This window comes from Xanthomonas sp. CFBP 8443, from assembly GCF_025666195.1.
Classification (GTDB): domain Bacteria; phylum Pseudomonadota; class Gammaproteobacteria; order Xanthomonadales; family Xanthomonadaceae; genus Xanthomonas_A.
This window is the reverse complement of record NZ_CP102592.1, coordinates 2,410,621-2,433,185: the sequence shown is the minus strand read 5'-3', so window position 1 is coordinate 2,433,185 and position 22,565 is coordinate 2,410,621. Positions and strand designations below refer to the sequence as shown.

Here is a 22,565-nt window from a genome sequence, read left to right as displayed (position 1 = left end):
GGCGCTCCCCACTTCCGCCAGCCGATGAATGCCATGAGCCCGACTCCAGCCTCCCGCTCCACCAGTGTCGCGACCCGCCTGATGCTCGGCGTGGCGGCGATCGCCGTATTCTGCTTCGGCGTCACCGCCGCGATCATCTACGTGCGCAGCAGCGATACGCTGCTGGCCTCGGCCAAGACCGGCATGACCGAGACCGCGCACCTGGAAGCGCAGCGCATTTCCAGCGACGTCGGCGCGGCCTTCGTTTCCAACCAGGTCTTCGCCAACAGCCTGCTGGCGCAGCGCCACCACGACAGGATGCGCGAGACGTTCAGCGAGGTCGTGCTGCGCGAACTGCGCCAGCACCCGGACTGGACCGGCCTGGGCACGCTGTGGGAACCGCAGGCGTTCGACGGCAAGGACACCGCCTACAGCGACGCCGAAGGCCACGACGCCAGCGGCCGCTACATGGTGTATTGGGCCTGGCAGGGCGACAAGCAGGTGCGCGAGCCGCTGCGCGACTACGACGTGCCCGGCGTAGGCGACTGGTACCTGAAGGCGCGCCAGCAGCACCGCCCGACCGTGGTCGAGCCCTACGTGTACGAGATCGGCGGCACCAAGGTGCTGATGACCACGTTGACCACGCCGATCATGGAGGACGGCAAGTTCCTCGGCATCATCAATACCGATTTCGGCCTGGACAAGCTGCAGCAGCGCCTGGCCAAGCTGCGCCCGCTCGGCGAAGGCCACGTGCGCCTGCTGTCGCCGGGCGGCGCGGTCATCGCCGATCGCGATGCGGCCCTGGTCGGCAAGAAACTGGAAGACCCGGGCACGCGCGCGTTGCTGGCCGACATCGCCAAGGGCCAGAACGTGACCCGCGAAGTCGCCGATGCGCAGACCGGCGCCACCGATGTCGAGGTCTATGTGCCGTTGCAGATCGGCCAGGCGCAGGAGCGCTTCGCGTTGGGCGTGGTGGTCCCGCGCACGGTGCTGATGGCGCAGGCGCGCTCGCTGCTGTGGACCATCATCGCGGTCGGCCTGTGCGCGGCGCTGCTGCTCAGCGGCGGCCTCTACCTCCTGTTGCGGCGGCTGGTGGTCAAGCCGCTGGCCGATGCCGTCGAGGTCTCCGGCGCGGTCGCTGCCGGGCGCCTGGACAGCCGCATCCAGTACCCGCGCAACGACGAGCTGGGCCGGCTGTTCGGCGCGCTGCAGCGCATGCAGCAACAGCTGCGCGCGGTGCTCGATGCGCAGAAGGAAATGGCGCAGCGCCACGACGCCGGCCAGACCAGCTACCGCATGGACGAGGCCGCGTTCCCCGGCGACTACGGGCGCATGGTCCACGACAGCAACGCGCTCGCTGCCTCGCACATCGCGGTCACCCTGCGCCTGGCGCAGATCATGGGCCGCTATGCGATCGGCGACTTCAGCGAGGACATGGACCGGCTGCCCGGCGAGAAGGCGGTACTGACCGAGACCATGGATACGGTCAAGCAGAACCTCAGCGACATGAACCGCGAGATCAACCGGCTCGCTTCCGCCGCGGCCGCCGGTGATTTCAGCGTGCGCGGCGACGCGCAGCGCTTCCAGTACGACTTCCGCGCCATGGTCGACAGCCTCAACCAGCTGATGGCCACCGCCGACGGCAACCTCGACGCGCTGTCCAAGCTGCTGCAGGCCATCGCCGCCGGCGACCTGACCGCACGCATGCACGGCGAGTTCAACGGCGTGTTCGCGCGGATGCGCGACGATGCCAATGCCACCGCCGAACAGCTGGCCGGCATCGTCGGCCGCATCCAGACCGCGGCGGTCAGCATCAACGGCGCGGCCAGCGAGATTGCCGCCGGAAACGACGACCTGTCGCGGCGCACCGAGCAGCAGGCGGCAAGCCTGGAGGAAACTGCCGCGTCGATGGAGGAACTGACCTCCACCGTCAAGCAGAACGCCGAGCACGCGCGCCAGGCCAACCAGTTGGCGGTCGGCGCCGCGGCGGTCGCCTCGCAGGGTGGCGACGTGGTGAGCCAGGTGGTGACCACGATGAGCGGCATCGAGACCTCGTCGAAGAAGATCGCCGACATCATCTCGGTGATCGACGGCATCGCCTTCCAGACCAACATCCTCGCGCTCAACGCCGCGGTGGAAGCGGCGCGTGCCGGCGAACAGGGCCGCGGCTTTGCGGTCGTCGCCAGCGAGGTGCGTACCCTCGCCCAGCGCTCGGCCGGCGCGGCCAAGGAGATCAAGGGCCTGATCGACGAGTCGGTGACCCGGGTCAGCGAAGGCTCGGTGCTGGTCGGCCAGGCCGGCCAGACCATGCAGGAGATCGTGGCGTCGGTGCAACGCGTCACCGACATCATGGGCGAGATCTCGGCCGCCTCGCAGGAGCAGTACGCCGGCATCGAGCAGGTCAACCAGACCGTCACCCAGATGGACGAGGCCACCCAGCAGAACGCCGCCCTGGTCGAGGAAGCCACCGCGGCCGCGCGCTCGATGGAAGAACAGGCCGGACAGCTCACCGCGACCGTGGCCTTGTTCAAGCTCGACAACACGCTCGCCTCCTCCGTGGCAGCCGTGGCCAGGCCCGGCATCGCGGACGCCACGCCGAACGCAAAAGCACCTGCTGCGAAAACCAGGAGCACGCCGGCCAAGCGCAACCAGGCGCCGATACGCGCGGTGCCGAGCACGCCGGCAAGCGCCAACGAGGCGCAATGGCACGAGTTCTGAGCGGCTGATTCGGCGCGTTCCCGCATCGCGCCGGGAACGCGCCGTTACGACATGCGCAGCACCGTCGCCGCCCGCACAGCATGTTGCGGCGCGACAACGACGCGATGCCGAGCGCTGCTCGATTGGCTTTTCGATGTCCGCTCCAAGCCACTGGTCGGACACGTTTAAAGAAAACCCGGACGGGGCCGTTAGCTTGAAGACATTCTGCTAGCTGCATCACGAAGCGCGACAGCCGGCCGAACGCACCATGCGGCCAGTCGGCGGACAGGGCAGCCAAGCACCTGCGTTTCAGGATTGACCGTTCATGGGGATCGCAATGAAGCCTATCGTTCTCGCCAGCTGCCTGACCTTGTTCGGCATCGCCAGCCTCGCTCACGCCGAAGAGGATCCGATCGCCACCGATCGCCCTGACTTCGTCGAATCCAGCCTCACCGTCGGCGACCGCCGGCTGCAGGTGGAGACCAGCGTTGCCTGGGAGCGCGATGGCGATGTCGATGGCTACTCCACGCCCACCCTGTTCCGCTACGGCCTCGGCCCGACCTGGGAACTGCGCCTGGAAACCGACGGCTGGCAGCAGTTCGATGCGCCAGGCGGGGCCGACGTCTCCGGCTTCGCCGACGTTTCGCTCGGGATCAAGCACCACCTGGCCAGTTCCGACGACGGCAGCGCCTCGCTGGCCTGGCTGCTGCACGTGGACCTGCCCAGCGGCGCGCGCGCCCTGCGCGGCCATGGCGCGCGGCCATCGTTCCGGCTGGTCGCCGAATGGGACCTCAGCGAGACGCTCTCGGCCGGAGTGATGCCCGGCGTGATCTGGGACGACGACGGCGACGGCCATCGCTACGCCGCCGGCATCTTCGGCGTCGTGGTCGGCAAGGCATGGACCGAACACAGCCGCTCGTTCGTCGAACTGGCGTTGCCGCAGATCGCCAACAGCGACGACGGCGGCACCATCGCCCTGCTCGACGTCGGCTCGGCCTGGTTGCTGAGCAACGACGTGCAGCTGGACGCGGTCTACAGCTACGGTCTCAACGACCGTTCGCCGGATCACGCGCTCGGCGTGGGCCTGTCCCTCCGCTTCTGAACCAGGCGACGCCGATGAAGATCATGCACATGCTCGCAATCCTGGTGCTGGTGGCGGTGCTCGCGCTGCTCGCGCTGGGCGGCGTCGGCTACAGCGCACAGCACGGGTTGCTAAGCGCGGTCGCCGCGCAGGTCACCTCCTCCGATGCGCTGCGCAACCACATGCAGGCGGACATGATGCACGACGCCTTGCGCGGCGACGTCACCACCGCGCTGCTGGCCGGCTCGCGGCAGGACGACGCCGGCATCAAGGCCGCGCGCGCCTCGCTGGTCGAGCACGCGGCGGAGTTCCGCCAGGCCCTGGCCGACAGCCGCAAACTGCCGCTGGATCCCAGCTTGCGCACCGAGCTGGAGGCGGTCGCGCCCGCCCTGCAGAGCTACATCGCCGCCGCGGACCAGGTGGTGACCCTGGTCGAAGCGCAGGGGGACAGCGCCGCCGCCTATGCCGCCTTCAGCGAGAGCTTCGAACAGCTCGAGACGCGCATGGGCGCGATCAGCGAACACATCCTGGGGTTGAACCAGGCCAGCCGCAGCGCCGCCGAACAGCACAGCCGCCGCGCCACCTGGCAGCAGGCCAGCGCGGTGGTGCTGGCCGTGCTGTGCCTGGGCCTGGCCGCGGTCTGGATCCTGCGCTCGGTGTCGCGCCTGCTCGGCGGCGAGCCGCGCGTGGCGATGGCCGCCGCGCAGCACATCGCCGAAGGCCGCCTGGACCAGCCGATCCCGGTCGCGGCCAAGCACGCGCACAGCCTGATGGCGGCGCTGGCGCGGATGCAGCGCGAACTGCGCGAACGGATCGAACGCGAGCGCAGCGTCGCCGCCGAGAACCTGCGCATCCGCACCGCGCTGGACAACGCCTCGACCGGCATGTACATCGCCGATCCCGACCTGACCATCGTCTACGCCAATGGCGCGCTGCAGAAACTGCTGCACACCTATGCTGACGACATCCGCGCCTGCGCGCCGGCCTTCGATGGTTCGGCGGCCGTGATCGGCCAGTCGGTGTCGCTGCTGGAAGTGGGCAATTCGCAGGACGCGGAGATTTACCAGCGGCTCGACCGCCAGGGCGCGGCACAGCGCGAAGTGCGTTACCGCGGCGCCTGCATCTCCCAGGAGATTTCCGCGATCCGCAACGAGGCCGGCGCCCACGTCGGATTCGTCTGCGAATGGCGCGACCGCACCGCCGAGGCCAAGGTCGAAGTGGAAGTGGCCGAAGTCGTGCGCAGCGCCGCCGCCGGCGACCTGTCCCAGCGCATCGACAGCGACGGCAAGCAGGGCTTCTTCCTGTTGCTGGCGCAGCAGCTCAACGGCCTGCTCGACGCCAACGCGGTCAGCATCGCCGAAGTCTCGCGCCTGCTCAGCGCGCTGGCCGACGGCGACCTGGGCGCGCGCATGCGCGGCGAGTTCCATGGCGTGTTCGCCCGCATGCGCGACGACGCCAACGCCACCGCCGAACGGCTCGCCGGCATCGTCGGCCGCATCCAGGAAGCCAGCGGCAACATCCACACCGCCGCCAGCGAGATCGCGCAAGGCAACAGCGACCTGTCGCACCGCACCGAGCAGCAGGCCACCAGCCTGGAGCAGACCGCGGCGTCGATGGAAGAGCTGACCTCCACCGTCAAGCAGAACGCCGAACACGCGCGCCAGGCCAACCAGCTGGCGGTGGGCGCGGCGGCTGTCGCCTCGCAGGGCGGCGAGGTGGTCGCCCAGGTGGTGACCACGATGAGCGGCATCGAGACTTCGTCCAAGAAGATCGCCGACATCATCTCGGTGATCGACGGCATCGCCTTCCAGACCAATATCCTGGCGCTCAACGCCGCGGTGGAAGCCGCGCGCGCCGGCGAACAGGGCCGTGGCTTCGCGGTTGTCGCCAGCGAGGTGCGTACCCTCGCCCAGCGCTCGGCCAATGCCGCCAAGGAGATCAAGGGCCTGATCGACGAGTCGGTCGGCCGCGTCGCCCAGGGCTCGGTGCTGGTCAACCGCGCCGGCCAGACCATGCAGGAAATCGTGTCCTCGGTGCAGCGCGTCACCGACATCATCGGCGAGATCTCCGCCGCCTCGCAGGAGCAGTCGCAGGGCATCGAGCAGGTCAACCGCACCGTGACCCAGATGGACGAAACCACCCAGCAGAACGCTGCGCTGGTGGAAGAAGCCACCGCCGCGGCACGCTCGATGGAAGAGCAGTCGGCGCAGCTGAGCGATGCGGTCGCGGTGTTCCGGCTGGTCCAGGACACCACCGCCCGCAAGGCCGGCGTCTCCGCGCTTTCTGCGCTCCCGGCGCACCATGCCGCGGTTGCCGAACCCGCGCGGCGAAGCCACGCCCAGGCGGACGCGCAAGCCATCGCCGATGCGATCGATGCGCAATGGCAGACATCCTGACCCTGCAGAAAGACAATCGTTCAGGTCGGCGCCCCGCCCTGAGCCCAACGTCCCATCCATAACTGCCCAGCCGCGCCGATACAACATTCAGGCGAAGGCATAGAACGTTGCAACGCAGTCGAGTCCCTTTCCTTCATTCGCCTACCGCCACGTCGCGTCGTTCCAGGCAACGCCTCTCCGCAGAGGCGTTGCGCACTGGAGCGACATCGCCATCTCCGGTAACCAATGAGGTCAGCCATGAACTCGCTATTGCAACGCTACAACGTCGGACGCCGCCTGGCCGCGGCCTTCGGCCTGTTGATCCTGCTGTCCGTCCTGCTGGTCGCAGCGGGCCTGTCGTCGATGTCCAGCGCCCGCAAGCAGTTGGACGGCATCGTCAAGACGAACATGGAAAAGATCCGCCTGTCGTCGGAGATGCTGGACGCGAACTCGGGCATTGCCGTGGCCTTGCGCAACGCCACCATCGTCACCTCGCCCGAGGACAACCGCAAGGCGCTGGCCACCATCGCCGAGCAGCGCCAACGCTACAACGAAAGCCGCGACGCGCTGTATGCGACCGCGGCCAATGCCGAGGGCCAGAAGATTCGCGACACGATCAACGTGCGCCGCGAAAAGGCGCGCGTGCTGAACGATCGGGTCATGGCGCTTTCCGAGAGCAATCAGAACGCCCAGGCGCAGGCGCTGCTGATCAGCGAAGCCGGCCCGGCGATGGACAGCTGGCAGGACGCTATCCGCGCCAACGTCGCGATGCAGCGCAGGGTGAGCCAGCAGGCCTACGCTGCGGCCGTGACGGCGATGACGACCGGTCGCAACGCGTTGATCGCCGGCGGTATCGCGGTGGTGGTGATCAGCAGCCTGCTGGCCTGGCTGATCACCCGCAGCCTGACCCAGCCGCTGAGCCTGGCCACCCGCGTGGCCGAAAACATCGCTGCCGGCAAGCTGGACGACGAGATCCACAGCGACGCCCGCGACGAGACCGGCCGCCTGCTCGCCAGCATGAAGCGGATGCAGAGCCAGTTGCAGGCGGTGCTGACCGCGCAGCTGGAGATGGCCCGCCGCCACGACACCGGCCAGATCAGCTATCGCATGGATGCCGCGGCGTTCCCCGGCGAGTACGGGCGCATGGTCCACGACAGCAACGCTCTCGCTGCCTCGCACATCGCGGTGAAGCTGCGCCTGGCGCAGATCATGGGCCGCTATGCGATCGGCGACTTCAGCGAGGACATGGACCGCCTGCCCGGCGAAAAGGCGGTGCTGACCGAGACCATGGACACGGTCAAGCAGAATCTGACCGCGATGAACCGCGAGATCGGCCAGCTGGCCGGCGCCGCCGCGGCCGGCGATTTCAGCGTGCGCGGCGATGCGCAGCGCTTCCAGTACGACTTCCGCGCCATGGTCGATAGCCTCAACCAGTTGATGGCCACCGCCGACGGCAACCTCGACGCCCTGTCCAAGCTGCTGAAATCCATCGCCGCCGGCGACCTGACCGCACGCATGCACGGCGAGTTCCAGGGCGTGTTCGCGCGGATGCGCGACGACGCCAATGCCACCGCCGAGCAGCTGGCCGATATCGTCGGCCGGATCCAGACCGCGGCGGTCAGCATCAACGGTGCGGCCAGCGAGATCGCCGCCGGCAACGACGACCTGTCGCGGCGCACCGAACAGCAGGCGGCGAGCCTGGAGGAAACCGCCGCGTCGATGGAAGAACTGACTTCCACGGTGAAACAGAACGCCGAGCACGCGCGCCAGGCCAACCAGTTGGCGGTCGGCGCCGCGGCGGTGGCCTCGCAGGGTGGCGACGTGGTGAGCCAGGTGGTGAGCACGATGAGCGGCATCGAGACCTCCTCGAAGAAGATCGCCGACATCATCTCGGTCATCGACGGCATCGCCTTCCAGACCAACATCCTGGCCTTGAACGCCGCGGTGGAAGCGGCGCGCGCCGGCGAACAGGGCCGCGGTTTCGCGGTGGTCGCCAGCGAGGTGCGCACCCTCGCCCAGCGCTCGGCCGGTGCGGCCAAGGAGATCAAGGGATTGATCGACGAGTCGGTCACCCGCGTCGCCGAAGGCTCGGTGCTGGTCGACCAGGCTGGCCGCACGATGCAGGAAATCGTGGCCTCGGTGCAACGCGTCACCGACATCATGGGCGAGATCTCCGCCGCCTCGCAGGAACAATACGCGGGCATCGAACAGGTCAACCAGACCGTCACCCAGATGGACGAGACCACCCAGCAGAACGCCGCGCTGGTCGAGGAAGCCACTGCCGCGGCGCGCTCGATGGAAGAGCAGGCGGTGCAGCTGCGCAGCGCGGTCGCCGTGTTCAAGATCGACGCCACCGCCGCGTCGCACAAGCGCCCGGCCCCGGCTCCGGCCTCTGTCGCGGCCGTGGTCAAGGCACAGGTCGCCGCCGCGACGCGTGCGGTGCGCAACGCCCCCAAGCCGTCGGCCACCAGCAGCAACGACGCAAGCTGGCAGGAATTCTGAGCATTACGGTCGCCACGCCGCATGGCGTGGCGACCGCGCGTTCCTAGAAACGGTAGGCCCGGCCTGTCCTGAAAAGCATCGGCCTTGGAACATCCCGCCAGGTAGTTCATCGGCCGCGGCTTCCGCTCCGCAGCGCCGCTGTCCGGAGCCTGGCATCGCATTGGATGCGATCGCTCACCCATAGCGTCCATAGTTGCGAGCGATCAGCCTGGTGCGGCCCATCGGTCGCAGGCTCTAACACGGTCGGACATGGCCGCGCCCCTGGGACGCCACACAACGCCGGCGTGGCGTTACCTGCAACGATGCTCCGAAGAGACCGGCATCCCTCACATCGCTGCAATCGCACCGCTGAATGCACAGACCCACAGGCGTTGGCGAGCAGCACGCATTGCGATAAACCGAGGCATGAGAATCATTCTCGCGTCACGCGTAAACCCATGGGCTACGGGCGCCTCCAGCGATTCTGGGATCGCTATCGTGAACTGAACTTTTTTCCGATCGCGCCCTAAAGTCCGACCGGTCAATGCCGCTACAAGTCTCAGTATGGGAATTTGTCTAAAAAATACTACTAAAGTTTTAGCTTCTCCCTGTTAGGCGGTCGCTGCCCGACGCATCGACACCGCCCTGCGGCTAGGTGAACAGCACCAACGACTTCCACCTGTGTGTGCTTTCACGTCTGCCGGCTCCAGCGCCGCGTGGACCGCTCTCCCTGCCTGGCCCGCTGTCCCGCCGGCACCGCACCTACGTTCACAGTTCGATCGTCGTTCACCTGACCGGTACAGCCAAATGAAATCAAAAAATCTGACTATCTCCACGCAGCTCGCGCTCGGCTTCGGCGCCGTGGTGCTGGTCATGCTCATCGTCGGCGCCGTCAGCCTGAGCAGCCAATCCAAATTGAGCAAGGCGATGGAGATCAACGAGCATACCTACAAGGTGCTGGCGACCGGCGAAACGATGCAGGCGAACGCCCTGAATATCGAGACCGGCACGCGCGGCTACCTGCTGTCCGGCGACAAGAAGCATCTGCAGCCTTTCAACAATGGCCAGGCAGGATTCGAAAAGAGCTACGCCGAAGCCAAGCAGCTGACGGCGGACAACGCCGGGCAACAGCAACGCCTGGCCGGACTGGAAAAGGCCTACCAGCAGCTGCTGGCGGTCGAGAAGGACGCCATCGCACTGCGCGACACCGCCGCCAGTGCCGAGCAGGTCGTGCCCATGTTCCTGGAAGGCCGCGACCGCGCCGCGATGGCGGGCATCCGCTCGCTGCTCGGCGAGTTCTCCAACGAAGAGCGCACGCTGCTGATCAAGCGCGCCGCGGAGCTGGAGGCGGTGCGTGCCCGCGGCAAATGGTCGGTGCTGATCGGCAGCCTGATCGCGATCCTGGTCGCCGTGGGCATGGGCCTGATGATCCGCCGCCAGCTGCTCAAGCGCCTGGGCCAGGCCATCACGGTCGCCGACGCCATCGCTTCGGGCAAGCTCGACAACGCCATCGACACCCAGTCGCGCGACGAAACCGGCCGGCTGCTAATCAGCATGGACAAGATGCAGGGCCAGTTGCAGGCAGTCATGGCGGCGCAGACCGAGATGGCCAAGCGCCATGATGCCGGCCAGATCAGCTATCGCATGGACGCCAAGGCGTTCCCCGGCGAATACGGCCGCATGGTCCACGACAGCAACGAACTGGCCGCTTCGCACATCGCGGTCAAGATGCGCCTGGCGCAGATCATGGGCCGCTACGCGATCGGCGACTTCAACGACGACATGGACCGCCTGCCCGGCGAAAAAGCCGTGCTGACCGAAACCATGGACACGGTCAAGCAGAACCTGACCGCGATGAACCGCGAGATCGGTCAGCTGGCCACCGCTGCGGCCGCCGGCGACTTCAGCGTGCGCGGCGACGCGCAGCGCTTCCAGTACGACTTCCGCGCCATGGTCGACAGCCTCAACCAGCTGATGGCTACTGCCGACGGCAACCTGGAATCCTTGTCCACGCTGCTGCAGGCCATCGCTGCCGGCGACCTGACCGCGCGCATGAACGGCGAGTTCCAAGGCGTGTTCGCCAAGATGCGCGACGACGCCAACGCCACCTCGGAGCAACTGGCGGCCATCGTCGGCCGCATCCAGACCGCCGCACTGAGCATCAACAGCGCCTCCAGCGAGATCGCCACCGGCAACGACGACCTGTCGCGCCGCACCGAGCAGCAGGCGGCGAGCCTGGAAGAAACCGCCGCCTCGATGGAAGAGCTGACCTCCACCGTCAAGCAGAACGCCGAACACGCGCGTCAGGCCAACCAGCTCGCGGTCGGCGCGGCCTCGGTGGCTTCGCAGGGTGGCGAGGTGGTCGGCCAGGTGGTGACCACGATGAGCGGCATCGAGACCTCCTCGAAGAAGATCGCCGACATCATCTCGGTCATCGACGGCATCGCCTTCCAGACCAATATCCTGGCCTTGAATGCCGCGGTGGAAGCGGCGCGTGCCGGCGAACAGGGCCGCGGCTTCGCGGTCGTCGCCAGCGAGGTGCGTACCCTCGCCCAGCGCTCGGCCAATGCGGCCAAAGAAATCAAGAGCCTGATCGACGACTCGGTGAGTCAGGTGTCCAACGGCTCGGCGCTGGTGCGCCAGGCGGGCCAGACCATGACCGAGATCGTGTCCTCGGTGCAGCGCGTCACCGACATCATGGGCGAGATTTCGGCCGCCTCGCAGGAACAGTACGCCGGCATCGAGCAGGTCAACCAGACCGTCACCCAGATGGACGAGGCCACCCAGCAGAACGCCGCTCTGGTCGAGGAAGCCACCGCGGCCGCACGCTCGATGGAAGAGCAGGCACGCCAGCTCACCGAGACGGTCGCGGTGTTCAGGATCGACGATGCTCCCGTGAGCGCGAGCCGGCGCCAGGCGGCCAACGCACCGGCGGTGGTCGCCGTGGTCAAGGCGCAGGTGGCGGCGGCGACCCGCGCCGCGCGCAGCACTCCGCCCAAGCGCGTGGCCAGCACCGGCGGCGACACCAGCTGGCACGAGTTCTAAGCCAGCCGTCGCCAAGCCGACTCGGGCGTGGCGATCATGTTGAGGCGGCCGCAGCTTGGCCGCTTCTCCTCCGCGCAAACACACCGATCATGCGAATGCCGGCAGCCACGCTGCCGGTTGCCAATTGCGGGTTGCGGTTGCGGGCTAAAGCGGCTGCCGCGCCGGGCGGGCATTGCGCCAGTGGCGATAACGCAAGCACGCTGTAATGCCCCCATCACGCTCAGGCGACAAAGTCGATCGCCGGCTGGCGCGTACGTCGGCAACGCTTCAGCAATCCCGCAGGCGTGCCGCTAAAGCCTTACTTCCAAAACGTTACGCAGGCCGCCATCGCCATGGGACATCTTCCGACCGCGCTGGGACCGTCTGTCACGCTGCCATTGGCGGCCGTTCTGCAACGGCCGGCAGCGGATGCCCGACGCCTGCAGTCACGGACCGCCTGATCCGTCATCCACGATGACGCTCAGAGATTTTCCATGACCCCGTCCATCCATACAGCGTCCGACCATCCCCTTCCCTCCACCGGACCGCGCCGGCTGCTGCGTGGCTGGCACGATCTGGCCATCGCCAGGAAGCTCAGCATCATCGGCATCCTCGCCCTGCTCGGGCTGGTGATCCCGGTGTTGCTCTACCGCGACAAGCTCGACGAAAGCGTGGGCATCAGCCGCAACGAACTGCGCAGCTATGCACCACTGCACGAAATGTTGTCGCTGCTGGCTGCGCTGCAGGCGCAACGCGTCGAAACCGGCGCTGCCGCCGCAGCGTCGGCGCGGCGCGCGGACCGCGCCCTGACCGATCTGCAACGCAGCGTCGCCACGTTGCCCGGCTTCGAAAACAGTGCCAAGGCGCTGGCGCGCCTGCGCCAGGCGCTGACCGACGCGCAGGGCGACAGCGGCGCTGTCGCCGAGCAGGCTTCTGCCGCATTGGATGCGATGCGCGACGACAGCCAACTGGTCTATACCCCCTATGTGGAGAGCTACCACCTGGTCGTGGCCAGCCTGATCTACGGCCCCGATACCAGCGAGGCACTGACGCGCCTGGACGCGGCCGCCGATCCGTCCCAGGCCGCTGCGCAGACACCGGTGCTGCGCGAGCAGATCGCGCAGATCGCGCGCAACCATGCCAGGCTGCGCAACGAACTGGAAAAAGCGATCGGCCTGCTAGAGCAAGCGGATCCAGCGCTGGCCCAGGCCGTCGCCGGCGAGGCGGGCCGCGCCGACCAGGCCTTGCTGCAACTGTCCGCCGCGTTGGACAGCGGCGCGCCCGATGCCGACCGGCACTGGAACCGTGCGCTTGACGATTGGGGCCAGGCGCTGCAATCGCTGAGCACGACCTCGCTGCAAGCCCTGCAGCGCCAGTCGGCGCGGCACCTGGCGGACGCACGCAGCGCGATGTGGCGGACGATCGCCGGACTGAGCCTGCTGACACTGCTGATCATGGCCTTGTGTGTGCATACCCTGTCGGCATTGACCCGCAACGTACGCCGTGCCGCCGACGCCGCCGCGCAGATTGCGCAGGGGCGCCTGGACACCGCGATCGTGGTGTCCAGCCGCGACGAAAGCGGCCAATTGCTGGAAAACATGCGACAGATGCAGCAGCAGCTGCAGCATGTGCTGTCGGCGCAGGTCGAGATGGCGCAGCGCCACGAGGCTGGCCAGATCAGCTACCGCATGGACGAAAGCGCTTTTCCCGGCGAGTACGGGCGCATGATCCGCGACAGCAATGCGCTGGCCGCGGCGCATATCGCGGTCACGCTGCGTCTGGCGCAAATCGTAGGTCGGTACGCGATCGGCGACCTCAGCGAGGACATGGACCGACTGCCCGGCGAAAAAGCCGTGCTGGCCGAAACCATGGACACCGTCAAGCAGAACCTGACCGCGATGAACCGCGAGATCGGCCAGTTGGCCACCGCCGCGGCCGCCGGCGACTTCAGCGTGCGCGGCGACGCGCAGCGCTTCCAGTACGACTTCCGCGCCATGGTCGACAGCCTCAACCAACTGATGGCCACCGCCGACGGCAACCTCGACGCGCTGTCCAAGCTGCTGCAGGCCATCGCCGCCGGCGACCTGACCGCACGCATGCGCGGCGAGTTCCATGGCGTGTTCGCGACCATGCGCGACGACGCCAATGCCACCACCGCGCAACTGGCCGACATCGTCGGCCGCATCCAGACCGCGGCAGTCAGCATCAATGCCGCGTCCAGCGAGATCGCCACCGGCAACGACGACCTGTCGCGGCGCACCGAGCAGCAGGCGGCGAGCCTGGAAGAAACCGCTGCCTCGATGGAGGAACTGACCTCCACGGTGAAGCAGAATGCCGAACACGCGCGCCAGGCCAACCAGCTGGCGGTCGGCGCCGCGGCGGTTGCTTCGCAAGGCGGCGACGTGGTCAGCCAGGTGGTGACCACGATGAGCGGCATCGAAACCTCGTCGAAGAAGATCGCCGACATCATCAGCGTGATCGACGGCATCGCCTTCCAGACCAACATCCTGGCGCTCAACGCCGCGGTGGAAGCGGCACGCGCCGGCGAACAGGGCCGCGGTTTCGCGGTCGTCGCCAGCGAGGTACGTACCCTCGCCCAGCGCTCGGCCGGCGCGGCCAAGGAGATCAAGGGCCTGATTGACGAGTCGGTCACCCGGGTCAGCGAAGGCTCGGTGCTGGTCGGCCAGGCCGGCCAGACCATGCAGGAGATCGTGTCCTCGGTGCAGCGCGTCACCGACATCATGGGTGAGATCTCGGCCGCCTCGCAGGAACAGTACGCCGGCATCGAGCAGGTCAACCAGACCGTCACCCAGATGGACGAGGCCACCCAGCAGAACGCCGCCCTGGTCGAGGAAGCCACCGCCGCCGCGCGCTCGATGGAAGAACAGGCCGGGCAGCTCACCGAAACCGTCGCCCTGTTCAAGATCGATGCCGCCCCTGCCGCGCCGTCGCAGCGGCCCCGCCCCGCCCCGCTGTCCAAGGCGCCGGCGAGCGCACCGGCAGCGGCGACCAAGCGCAAGCCGCAGCCGGCGCGCGCCGGCCACGGTGGCGGGGCCGTGGCCGAGTCGCAGTGGCACGAGTTCTGACGGCGCCATGCCAGTACGCTGACCAGCATCGGCCGCGGAGCATTTCGCGGCCGATGTCGTTTTCGCCAACGCCGGCAACCGCGGTGGGCGGACCGGACGCAATGGCATAGCGCCAACGCCGGTCACGGCCTCCGGCATGGAATCGGAGATCCCCGCGCATAGCGGCACCTGCAGGCTGCCGCTCCGCCCAAGCTGCGCGCAAATCTGGGCGCTGCACCGGCATCGAATGCATACATCCAGGGCACGACCGACTCTCTTCGACCCTGTCGCTAATCGCCATGAGATTCCTCGCGTTACCTTACGCTTATGTGCAGGCAGGTAACGCATTTGCCTCGAAAGCGTCACCGATCCTAAAGCCCCACCCCTTCCCGTCGATAACGTGAAGAGCCGGTGAATGTCGGCGCATCGCCTGCCCGAATGCCATGTACGACGACGCCACCACCGCCGGAGGAAATTCTCCCCGTTCATCGTCCCTCCCCGTCGGTGCGGTGTTGCTCGCCTTGTGGGCGGCGTGGGCGGCGGCCAGCCTGGCGTTCCTCGGCAAGCCGCCGGCCACCGCCAGCGCCGAGGATATCCGCCGGCAATTGCAGGCATTCGTGTCCTCCATGCCGCCGCGCGGCCAGGCCGTGGCGTTCCAGTTGCGCGTGGCCGGATGCGGCTGCAAGCCGCGCGCACTGGCGTCTGCGCCGCCCGGCCTGCTCAGTATCGACCTGAGCGACAGGCCAGCACCCAAGGCTTTGCCGTATGCGCTGATCGTGTTCGGCGCCGACGACCGCCTGGTCTACGCCGGACCGTCGCAAATCGAAGGCTGCGGCGACGCCATCCCCGCCGCCTCGCTGGTCCCGCGTCTGCTCGCGGCCGGCGATGCGTCGCCGCTGGTCCTCTTTACCCACTGTGCATGCCCCAAGGAATTATCCGCATGAGCGCATCGAACACCCAGGGAAGCTTCCTCGTAGGCAACGAGCGCTACGTGTATCTGCAAAAACTGGCCGCGGAGGCCGACCGGCTGTTCCTGGCGGTGGCCGCGTTCGTCGGCATCGTCAGCCTGGCCGTCGCCTGGCGCCAGGGCGTATGGACGCCGTGGCTGGCGGTGACGCTGCCGACCCTGGCGGTCATCGCCCTGCAGGTGAAGCTCTACCCCGGCACGTTGCTGAGCCGCTGCACCGTGGCGCTGGGCTTGATGGTGCTGGCGGCGGTGCTGATCCAGCAGGCCGGCGGCATGACCGAGGTCCATTTCGGCGTGATCGTGCTGATCGCCTTGCTGCTGTACTACCGCGACTGGCGGCCGATCGTGGTCGCCTCCGCGGCCATCGCCGTCCACCACCTGCTGTTCTTCTGGCTGCAGCATCGCGGCCTGCCGCTGCGTGCGTTCGCGGCCGGCACAGGGATCAACATCCTGGCCATGCACGCGGGCTATGTGGTGGCCGAAGCCGGCGTCCTGGTGGCGATGGCCGTGCAGATGCGCAGGCAACTGCTGGACGTCGGCCACGACCCGCGCGACCTGTCGCTGCTGGCGCGCGCCATCGCCCGCCAGCAACCGCTGCCGGCCTCGATCCGCGGCCTGACCCTGCCGGAAGGCTCGATCGCCCATACCCTGGTGGTGGCCAGCGAGCAGCTGCTGAGCAGCCGCGAACAGGACGTGGAGGCCCAGCGCGAGAACCTGCGCATCCGCAGCGCGCTGGAGAACGTCACCGCCAACGTGATGATCGCCGATGCCGAGCGCAACATCGTCTACGTCAACAAGCCGCTGTCGCGCATGCTGCTGGCCGCGCAGGACGACCTGCGCCGCGATCTTCCCAGTTTCGATGCCAACGACCTGCTGACGCGCAACATCGACATCTTCCACAAACGGCCCGAGCACCAGGCCAAGCTGCTGGCGTCATTGCAGCAGACCCACACCGCGCAGATCCGGGTGGGCGGGCGCACCATGCGCCTGATCGTCAACCCGGTGCTCGACGGCGACGGCAACCGCCTCGGCTTCGTCGTGGAATGGGCCGACCGCACCGCCGAAGTGGCGGTGGAAGAGGAAATCGCCGGCATCGTGCGCAGTGCGGTCGCCGGCGACCTCGACGGCCGCGTGCGCCTGGACGACAAGCACGGCTTCCTGTTGCTGCTGGCCGAACAGATCAATGCCTTGCTGGAAGCCAGTTCCTCCGGCCTGGCGCATATCCAGCACATGCTGCAGGCGCTGGCCGAGGGCAACCTGTCCACCCGCATCGACGCCGACCTGCAGGGCGTCTACGCCGGCATGAAGGAACACGCCAACACCACCGCCGAACAACTGGCGACGATCGTGCGCCAGATCCAGGGCGCCTCGGATGCGATCAATACCGCCGCCGGCGAGATCGCCGCCGGCAACGACGACCTGTCGCGCCGCACCGAACAACAGGCCGCCAGCCTGGAAGAGACCGCCGCCTCGATGGAGGAACTGACCTCCACCGTGAAGCAGAACGCCGAACATGCGCGCCAGGCCAACCAGCTGGCGGTCGGCGCGGCGGCTGTCGCCTCGCAGGGCGGTCAGGTGGTCGCCCAGGTGGTGACCACGATGAGCGGCATCGAAACCTCGTCGAAGAAGATCGCCGACATCATCAGCGTGATCGACGGCATCGCCTTCCAGACCAATATCCTGGCGCTCAACGCCGCGGTGGAAGCGGCGCGTGCCGGCGAACAGGGCCGCGGCTTCGCAGTCGTCGCCAGCGAGGTACGCACCCTGGCCCAGCGCTCGGCCGGCGCGGCCAAGGAAATCAAGGGCCTGATCGACGAGTCGGTCGGCCGTGTCGCCGAAGGCTCGGCGCTGGTCGACCAGGCCGGCCGCACCATGCAGGAGATCGTGTCCTCGGTGCAGCGCGTCACCGACATCATGGGCGAGATCTCCGCCGCCTCGCAGGAGCAGTCCGCCGGCATCGAGCAGGTCAACCAGACCGTGACCCAGATGGACGAGGCCACCCAGCAGAACGCGGCCCTGGTCGAGGAAGCCACCGCCAACGCCCGCACGATGGAAGGCCAGGCCGGCGAGCTGGCGCGGGCGGTCGCCTCGTTCACCCTGGAGCGGCATCCGCAGGGCGGCGCGGGCGGCAACGTCGCCACATTACATCCAGGCTACAAAAAAGCCGGACACGGCCGATAGGATCGTGGGACGGGGCGAAAACGCATCGTTCCATCCCATTCCATCCTCCTCATTGCCCACTATGGCCGAAGGCATTCCCAGCGACTCCACCACGCCGTCTCCGCACGAGGCGACGGAACAGGACGACCGCTTCCTGCTGACCAACGCGCGGCAGATCCGGCAGTTGCTGCAATCGCTGATCAACCAGCGCTCGCAGGTCAGCGCGCATCCGGGCGGCCGCGACCACGCGTTCTCGACCGCGTTGCTGGAAGTGGACGAGCACTCCTTGCTGCTGGACCTGAGCGTCAACGAAGCCAACAACCGCCTGACCGAGCAGGCCGAGTACCTGCTGTGTTTCGCGCAGCTGGACAAGGTCCGCCTGCGCTTCCGCATCGCCGACCTGGAACTGGTCCGCAGCGACGAGGTTTCCGGCTTCCGCGCGCCGTTGCCCGACGCGCTGTACTACCTGCAGCGCCGCGAGCATTTCCGCCTGGAGACGCCGATCACCGAATCGCCGATGTGCGTCCTGCGGCTGAACGATGCCAGCCCGCCGGCCGAGCTGGTGCTGCGGATCATCGACATCAGCGCCGGTGGCGTGGCGGTGGCGCTGTTGCCCGGCCAGCCATTGCCGCAGAGCCAGCAGAGCTACCCGCACTGCGTGCTGCAACTGCCCGACGCCGATGCGATCCCGCTGACCCTGCAGGTGTGCAACATGCATCCGCACAAGCTGGCCAACGGCCAGGACACGCTGCGGGTGGGACTGCGCTTCGCCGACCTGCCGCGCGGCGCCGATGCGGCGATCCAGCGCTACATCTTCCGCATCGAACGCCAGCGCAGCGCCCGCAAGAGCGGCGTGCTGTCCTGAGGAGCGCTTCGACCTCGCCCTGACCGCACCCGGCACCCCCTGTAGGAGCGGCTTCAGCCGCGACCGGACAGTACCGGTAAGGCTCGGTCGCGGCTGCAGCCGCTCCTACAGGCCATGTCGTCCGCATCGAACACCCAGGCCGTCGGGCCGGTTGCAGCACCACTAAAGTTCCGCCCCGCCACGCCGATCTAGTGCAAGAGCCGCATTTCCGCTTCCCGCCATCCCTCCGCAATTCCGTGCGCACCAGGAGCACACGATGAACGACAAGAACACCTCCGCCTCCGGTGCCACCGGCGGCGAATTCCTCAGCTTCACCCTCGGCGAAGAGCACTACGGCGTCGATATCCTGAAAGTGCAGGAAATCCGCGGTTACGACTCGGTCACCCGGGTGCCGGACGCTCCGGAATACATCAAGGGCGTGATCAACCTGCGCGGCACCATCGTGCCGGTGATCGACCTGCGCCTGAAGCTGCGCCTGAAGGAAGCGCGCTACGACGCCTTCACCGTGATGATCGTGCTCAATGTCGAGGACCGCGTGGTCGGCATCGTCGTGGACAGCGTCTCCGACGTGATCCCGCTGAACGAGGAGCAGATCCGGCCGACGCCCGAGTTCGGCGCCGCGGTGGACACCCGCTTCATCTCCGGCATCGGCACCCAGGACGACAAGATGCTGATCCTGCTGGACATCGAGACGCTGCTGGACAGCGCCGACCTGAGCCAGCAGGCGCACGTCGACGAAGCCGCCTGAGCCTCCGCCGCCGCACTGCACGCACTTCCCTGACCCGCCGCTCACCGGCGGGTTTTTTTTCGGAAATGCGAACTGCTTATCACTTGCAACGATCAAGTTCGTCGTTACCACGCCGATAGCTGATACGTGGCCCGACGCAGCACCGGGCCGACCCATTTGCCCACCCTAAAGGAGTTGTCCCCCATGAAGCCGAACTTCCCCCTGCTGCTGGTCCTGCTGCTTGCCGCCAGCCCGAGCGCCTTCGCCCAATCGCAGCAGATGATCCCGCCGGAGATGGCGTCGCGCTTCGTCGGCAAGGACGGCATGGTCTGCGGCAAGGTCGAAAAGGCCAAGTACGCGCAGAACTCCGAAGGCGAGCCGACCTTCCTGTACATGGGCGGCATGTTCCCGCGCCACACCTTCTCCGCGCGCATCGCCGGCGCCGACCGCGGCAAGTTCGGCTTCGCGCCGGAGAGCCTGGAAGGCAAGGACGTGTGCGTGATCGGCAAGATCGAACGCGACAGCTCGCGCGCCGAGATCCAGGTCAGCGCGCCGTCCAGCCTGAAGCTGGCCACGATCAAGTAAGACGAAGCGTCGCCACGCCGGAGCCCATGCGCTTCGGCATGGCGGCGCTTTTGTTTTTCTGGTGATTCGCCGCCGTCGTCGAACCAAGGGGAAATGCGTTCATGCAGTGGATAAAGAATCTGAACCTGATGCCGAAGCTGATGCTGGCATTCGGCCTGGTGCTGGCATTGATGGTCATTCAGGGGCTGGCCGCGTATTCGGGCCTGAATTCGCTCGATGCCGTCACCAACACCCTCTCCAACCGGACCATACCCAGCGTCCGCGCCGGCGGGGACATCCGCGGCATCCTGGGCGAGTACCGCAGCGCGGCCTACCAGAGCCTGATTCGCAGCAGCGACACGGTCAAGAAGGAAGCGGAAACGCGCAAGGTCGTGCTGAACAAGCAGATGGACGAGATCATCGCCAAGTATCCAGCGATGATCAGCACCCCCCAGGAACGGAAGATCTACGAGCGCACCGTCGCCGACTGGAAGAAGGCGCTGGCCTCCTACAAGTCCGTCGACGAGATGGTGCAGCTGGACCTGGGTGACGATGCGATCGACACCTTCACCGGCGAGACCCGGACCCTGCACAACAAGGTCGTGGACGACGTGATCGCATTGATCGCGCAGAACAATCTCCAGGCCGAGGCCGCCGCGAAGGCTGCCACCAGCACCTACACCAAGGCATCGGCCACACTGGTGGTGTGCCTGTTGATCGGCATCGCCGGTGCGGTCGGCATGGCCTGGCTGTTCGGGCGCATGCTGCGTAACAACGTGGGCAGTGCGGTCAAGGTCGCCACCGAAGTCGCCAGCGGCAAACTCGATGGCCATATCGACGCCAGCGGCCAGGACGAGATCGGCGAACTGATGCAGGCGCTCAAGCGCATGCAGCAGGACCTGCGCGAGCGCACCGAGCGCGACGCGGCGGTGGCCGCCGAGAACCTGCGCATCCGCACCGCGCTGGACAACTCCTCCACCGGCATGTTCATCGCCGACCTGGACTACAACATCGTCTACGCGAACCCGTCGATGCAGGGCATCGTCGACAAGTACGCCGACGAGATCCACAACGTCGCCCCCGCCTTCGACTCGAGCATGCCGCTGGTCGGCTCCTCGCTGACGGTGCTGGAGCACGGCAATCTGATCGACACCCGCACCGTGGCCGCGATCGAGAAACAGGGCACCGCCGAACGCGAGATGGCGTACGGCCATGCGCGCATCGCGCAGATCATCTCCAGCATCCGCGACGCGCACGGCAGCCATGTCGGGTTCGTCTGCGAATCGCGCGACCGCACCGTCGAGGCCCAGGTCGAAGAGGAAGTGGCCAGGATCGTGCAGGCCGCCGCCGACGGCGACCTGTCCGGCCGCGTGGCCACCGACGGCAAGCAGGGCTTCTTCCTGCAGCTGGCGCAGCAGCTCAACGGCCTGTTGCAGGCCAACGGCGACAGCATCGGCGAAGTCTCCAAGCTGCTGACCGCGCTGTCGCAAGGCGACCTGACCGCGCGCATGCACGGCGAGTTCCACGGCGTGTTCGCGACCATGCGCGACGACGCCAACGCCACCGCCGAGCAACTGGCCGGCATCGTCGGCCGCATCCAGACCGCCGCAGTCTCGATCAATGCCGCCGCCGGCGAAATCGCCGCCGGCAACGACGACCTGTCGCGGCGCACCGAGCAGCAGGCCGCCAACCTGGAAGAGACCGCCGCGTCGATGGAGGAGCTGACCTCCACGGTCAAGCAGAACGCCGAACACGCACGCCAGGCCAACCAGCTCGCGGTCGGCGCCGCCGCCGTCGCCTCGCAGGGCGGCGAGGTGGTCGGCAAGGTGGTGACCACGATGAGCGGCATCGAGACCTCCTCGAAGAAGATCGCCGACATCATCAGCGTGATCGACGGCATCGCCTTCCAGACCAACATCCTGGCCTTGAATGCTGCCGTGGAAGCGGCGCGTGCCGGCGAGCAGGGCCGCGGCTTCGCGGTGGTCGCCAGCGAGGTGCGCACCCTCGCCCAGCGCTCGGCCAACGCCGCCAAGGAGATCAAGGGCCTGATCGATGCGTCGGTCGGCCAGGTCGCCAACGGCTCGGCGCTGGTGCGCCAGGCGGGCCAGACCATGCAGGAGATCGTGTCCTCGGTGCAGCGCGTCACCGACATCATGAGCGAAATCGCCGCGGCCTCGCAGGAACAGTCGGCCGGCATCGAGCAGGTCAACCAGACCGTCACCCAGATGGACGAAACCACCCAGCAGAACGCCGCGCTGGTGGAAGAAGCCACCGCGGCGGCGCGCTCGATGGAAGAGCAGGCAGGACAGCTGACCGAGGCGGTCTCGATCTTCCGCCTGGAGCAGTCTGCGCTCAGCGCACCGGTGGCCAAGCAGGCGCCGGCGCAGGTGCATCCGATCCGCCCGGCGGCGAAAAAGCCGGTCGCGGTGGCATCGAGCAAGCCGGCTCCGGCCGCGCGCAGCAAGAAGTCCGAGCCGGCCCTGGCCGATTCGGACTGGCAGGAGTTCTGAGGCGCCGGCCACGGCAGCTTCCGGCACTTCCCGATCCCCGGCCTCGCGCCGGGGATTTTTTTTGCGCAAT

General features: G+C 67.5%; 12 protein-coding genes. All 12 read left to right on the top strand.

Going from position 1 to position 22,565, the window contains the following annotated elements:
* The first annotated feature begins 33 nt into the window (after window positions 1-33).
* Window positions 34-2,697, top strand: a complete 2,664-nt coding sequence (locus tag NUG20_RS10345; RefSeq protein ID WP_263398227.1) for a methyl-accepting chemotaxis protein — start codon at window positions 34-36, stop codon at window positions 2,695-2,697.
* 316 nt (window positions 2,698-3,013) lie between these two features.
* Window positions 3,014-3,778: a transporter gene (locus NUG20_RS10340; RefSeq protein WP_263398226.1), complete on the top strand. Its 765-nt coding sequence runs from the start codon at window positions 3,014-3,016 to the stop codon at window positions 3,776-3,778.
* Between the two features lie 14 nt (window positions 3,779-3,792).
* Window positions 3,793-6,153, top strand: a complete 2,361-nt coding sequence (locus tag NUG20_RS10335) for a methyl-accepting chemotaxis protein (protein WP_263398225.1) — start codon at window positions 3,793-3,795, stop codon at window positions 6,151-6,153.
* 237 nt (window positions 6,154-6,390) lie between these two features.
* On the top strand, window positions 6,391-8,634 hold the full coding sequence (locus NUG20_RS10325) for a methyl-accepting chemotaxis protein (RefSeq protein ID WP_286038047.1): 2,244 nt from the start codon (window positions 6,391-6,393) through the stop codon (window positions 8,632-8,634).
* A 786-nt stretch (window positions 8,635-9,420) separates the two neighbouring features.
* Complete coding sequence (locus NUG20_RS10320) at window positions 9,421-11,658, top strand: methyl-accepting chemotaxis protein (protein ID WP_263398224.1); 2,238 nt, start codon at window positions 9,421-9,423, stop codon at window positions 11,656-11,658.
* Window positions 11,659-12,131: 473 nt separating this feature from the next.
* Window positions 12,132-14,723 carry a methyl-accepting chemotaxis protein gene (locus NUG20_RS10315; RefSeq protein ID WP_263398223.1) on the top strand — a complete coding sequence of 864 codons (2,592 nt, stop codon included), beginning with the start codon at window positions 12,132-12,134 and terminating at the stop codon, window positions 14,721-14,723.
* A 422-nt stretch (window positions 14,724-15,145) separates the two neighbouring features.
* Window positions 15,146-15,646 (top strand): hypothetical protein, encoded by a 501-nt coding sequence (locus NUG20_RS10310; RefSeq protein WP_263398222.1) that lies wholly within the window; start codon window positions 15,146-15,148, stop codon window positions 15,644-15,646.
* The gene (locus NUG20_RS10305; protein ID WP_263398221.1) at window positions 15,643-17,850 is read left to right on the top strand and encodes a methyl-accepting chemotaxis protein; all 2,208 of its coding nucleotides are present in this window, start codon (window positions 15,643-15,645) and stop codon (window positions 17,848-17,850) included. The genes NUG20_RS10310 and NUG20_RS10305 overlap by 4 nt, the downstream gene beginning before the upstream one ends.
* A 61-nt stretch (window positions 17,851-17,911) precedes the next feature.
* Window positions 17,912-18,694 (top strand): flagellar brake protein, encoded by a 783-nt coding sequence (locus tag NUG20_RS10300; protein WP_263398220.1) that lies wholly within the window; start codon window positions 17,912-17,914, stop codon window positions 18,692-18,694.
* Window positions 18,695-18,950: 256 nt separating this feature from the next.
* Entirely contained in the window at window positions 18,951-19,442 is a 492-nt protein-coding gene (locus NUG20_RS10295; RefSeq protein ID WP_206258023.1) for a chemotaxis protein CheW, read from the top strand.
* Between the two features lie 183 nt (window positions 19,443-19,625).
* On the top strand, window positions 19,626-20,006 hold the full coding sequence (locus NUG20_RS10290) for a hypothetical protein (RefSeq protein WP_263398219.1): 381 nt from the start codon (window positions 19,626-19,628) through the stop codon (window positions 20,004-20,006).
* 101 nt (window positions 20,007-20,107) lie between these two features.
* Window positions 20,108-22,495 carry a methyl-accepting chemotaxis protein gene (locus NUG20_RS10285; protein ID WP_263398218.1) on the top strand — a complete coding sequence of 796 codons (2,388 nt, stop codon included), beginning with the start codon at window positions 20,108-20,110 and terminating at the stop codon, window positions 22,493-22,495.
* Window positions 22,496-22,565: the final 70 nt, after the last annotated feature.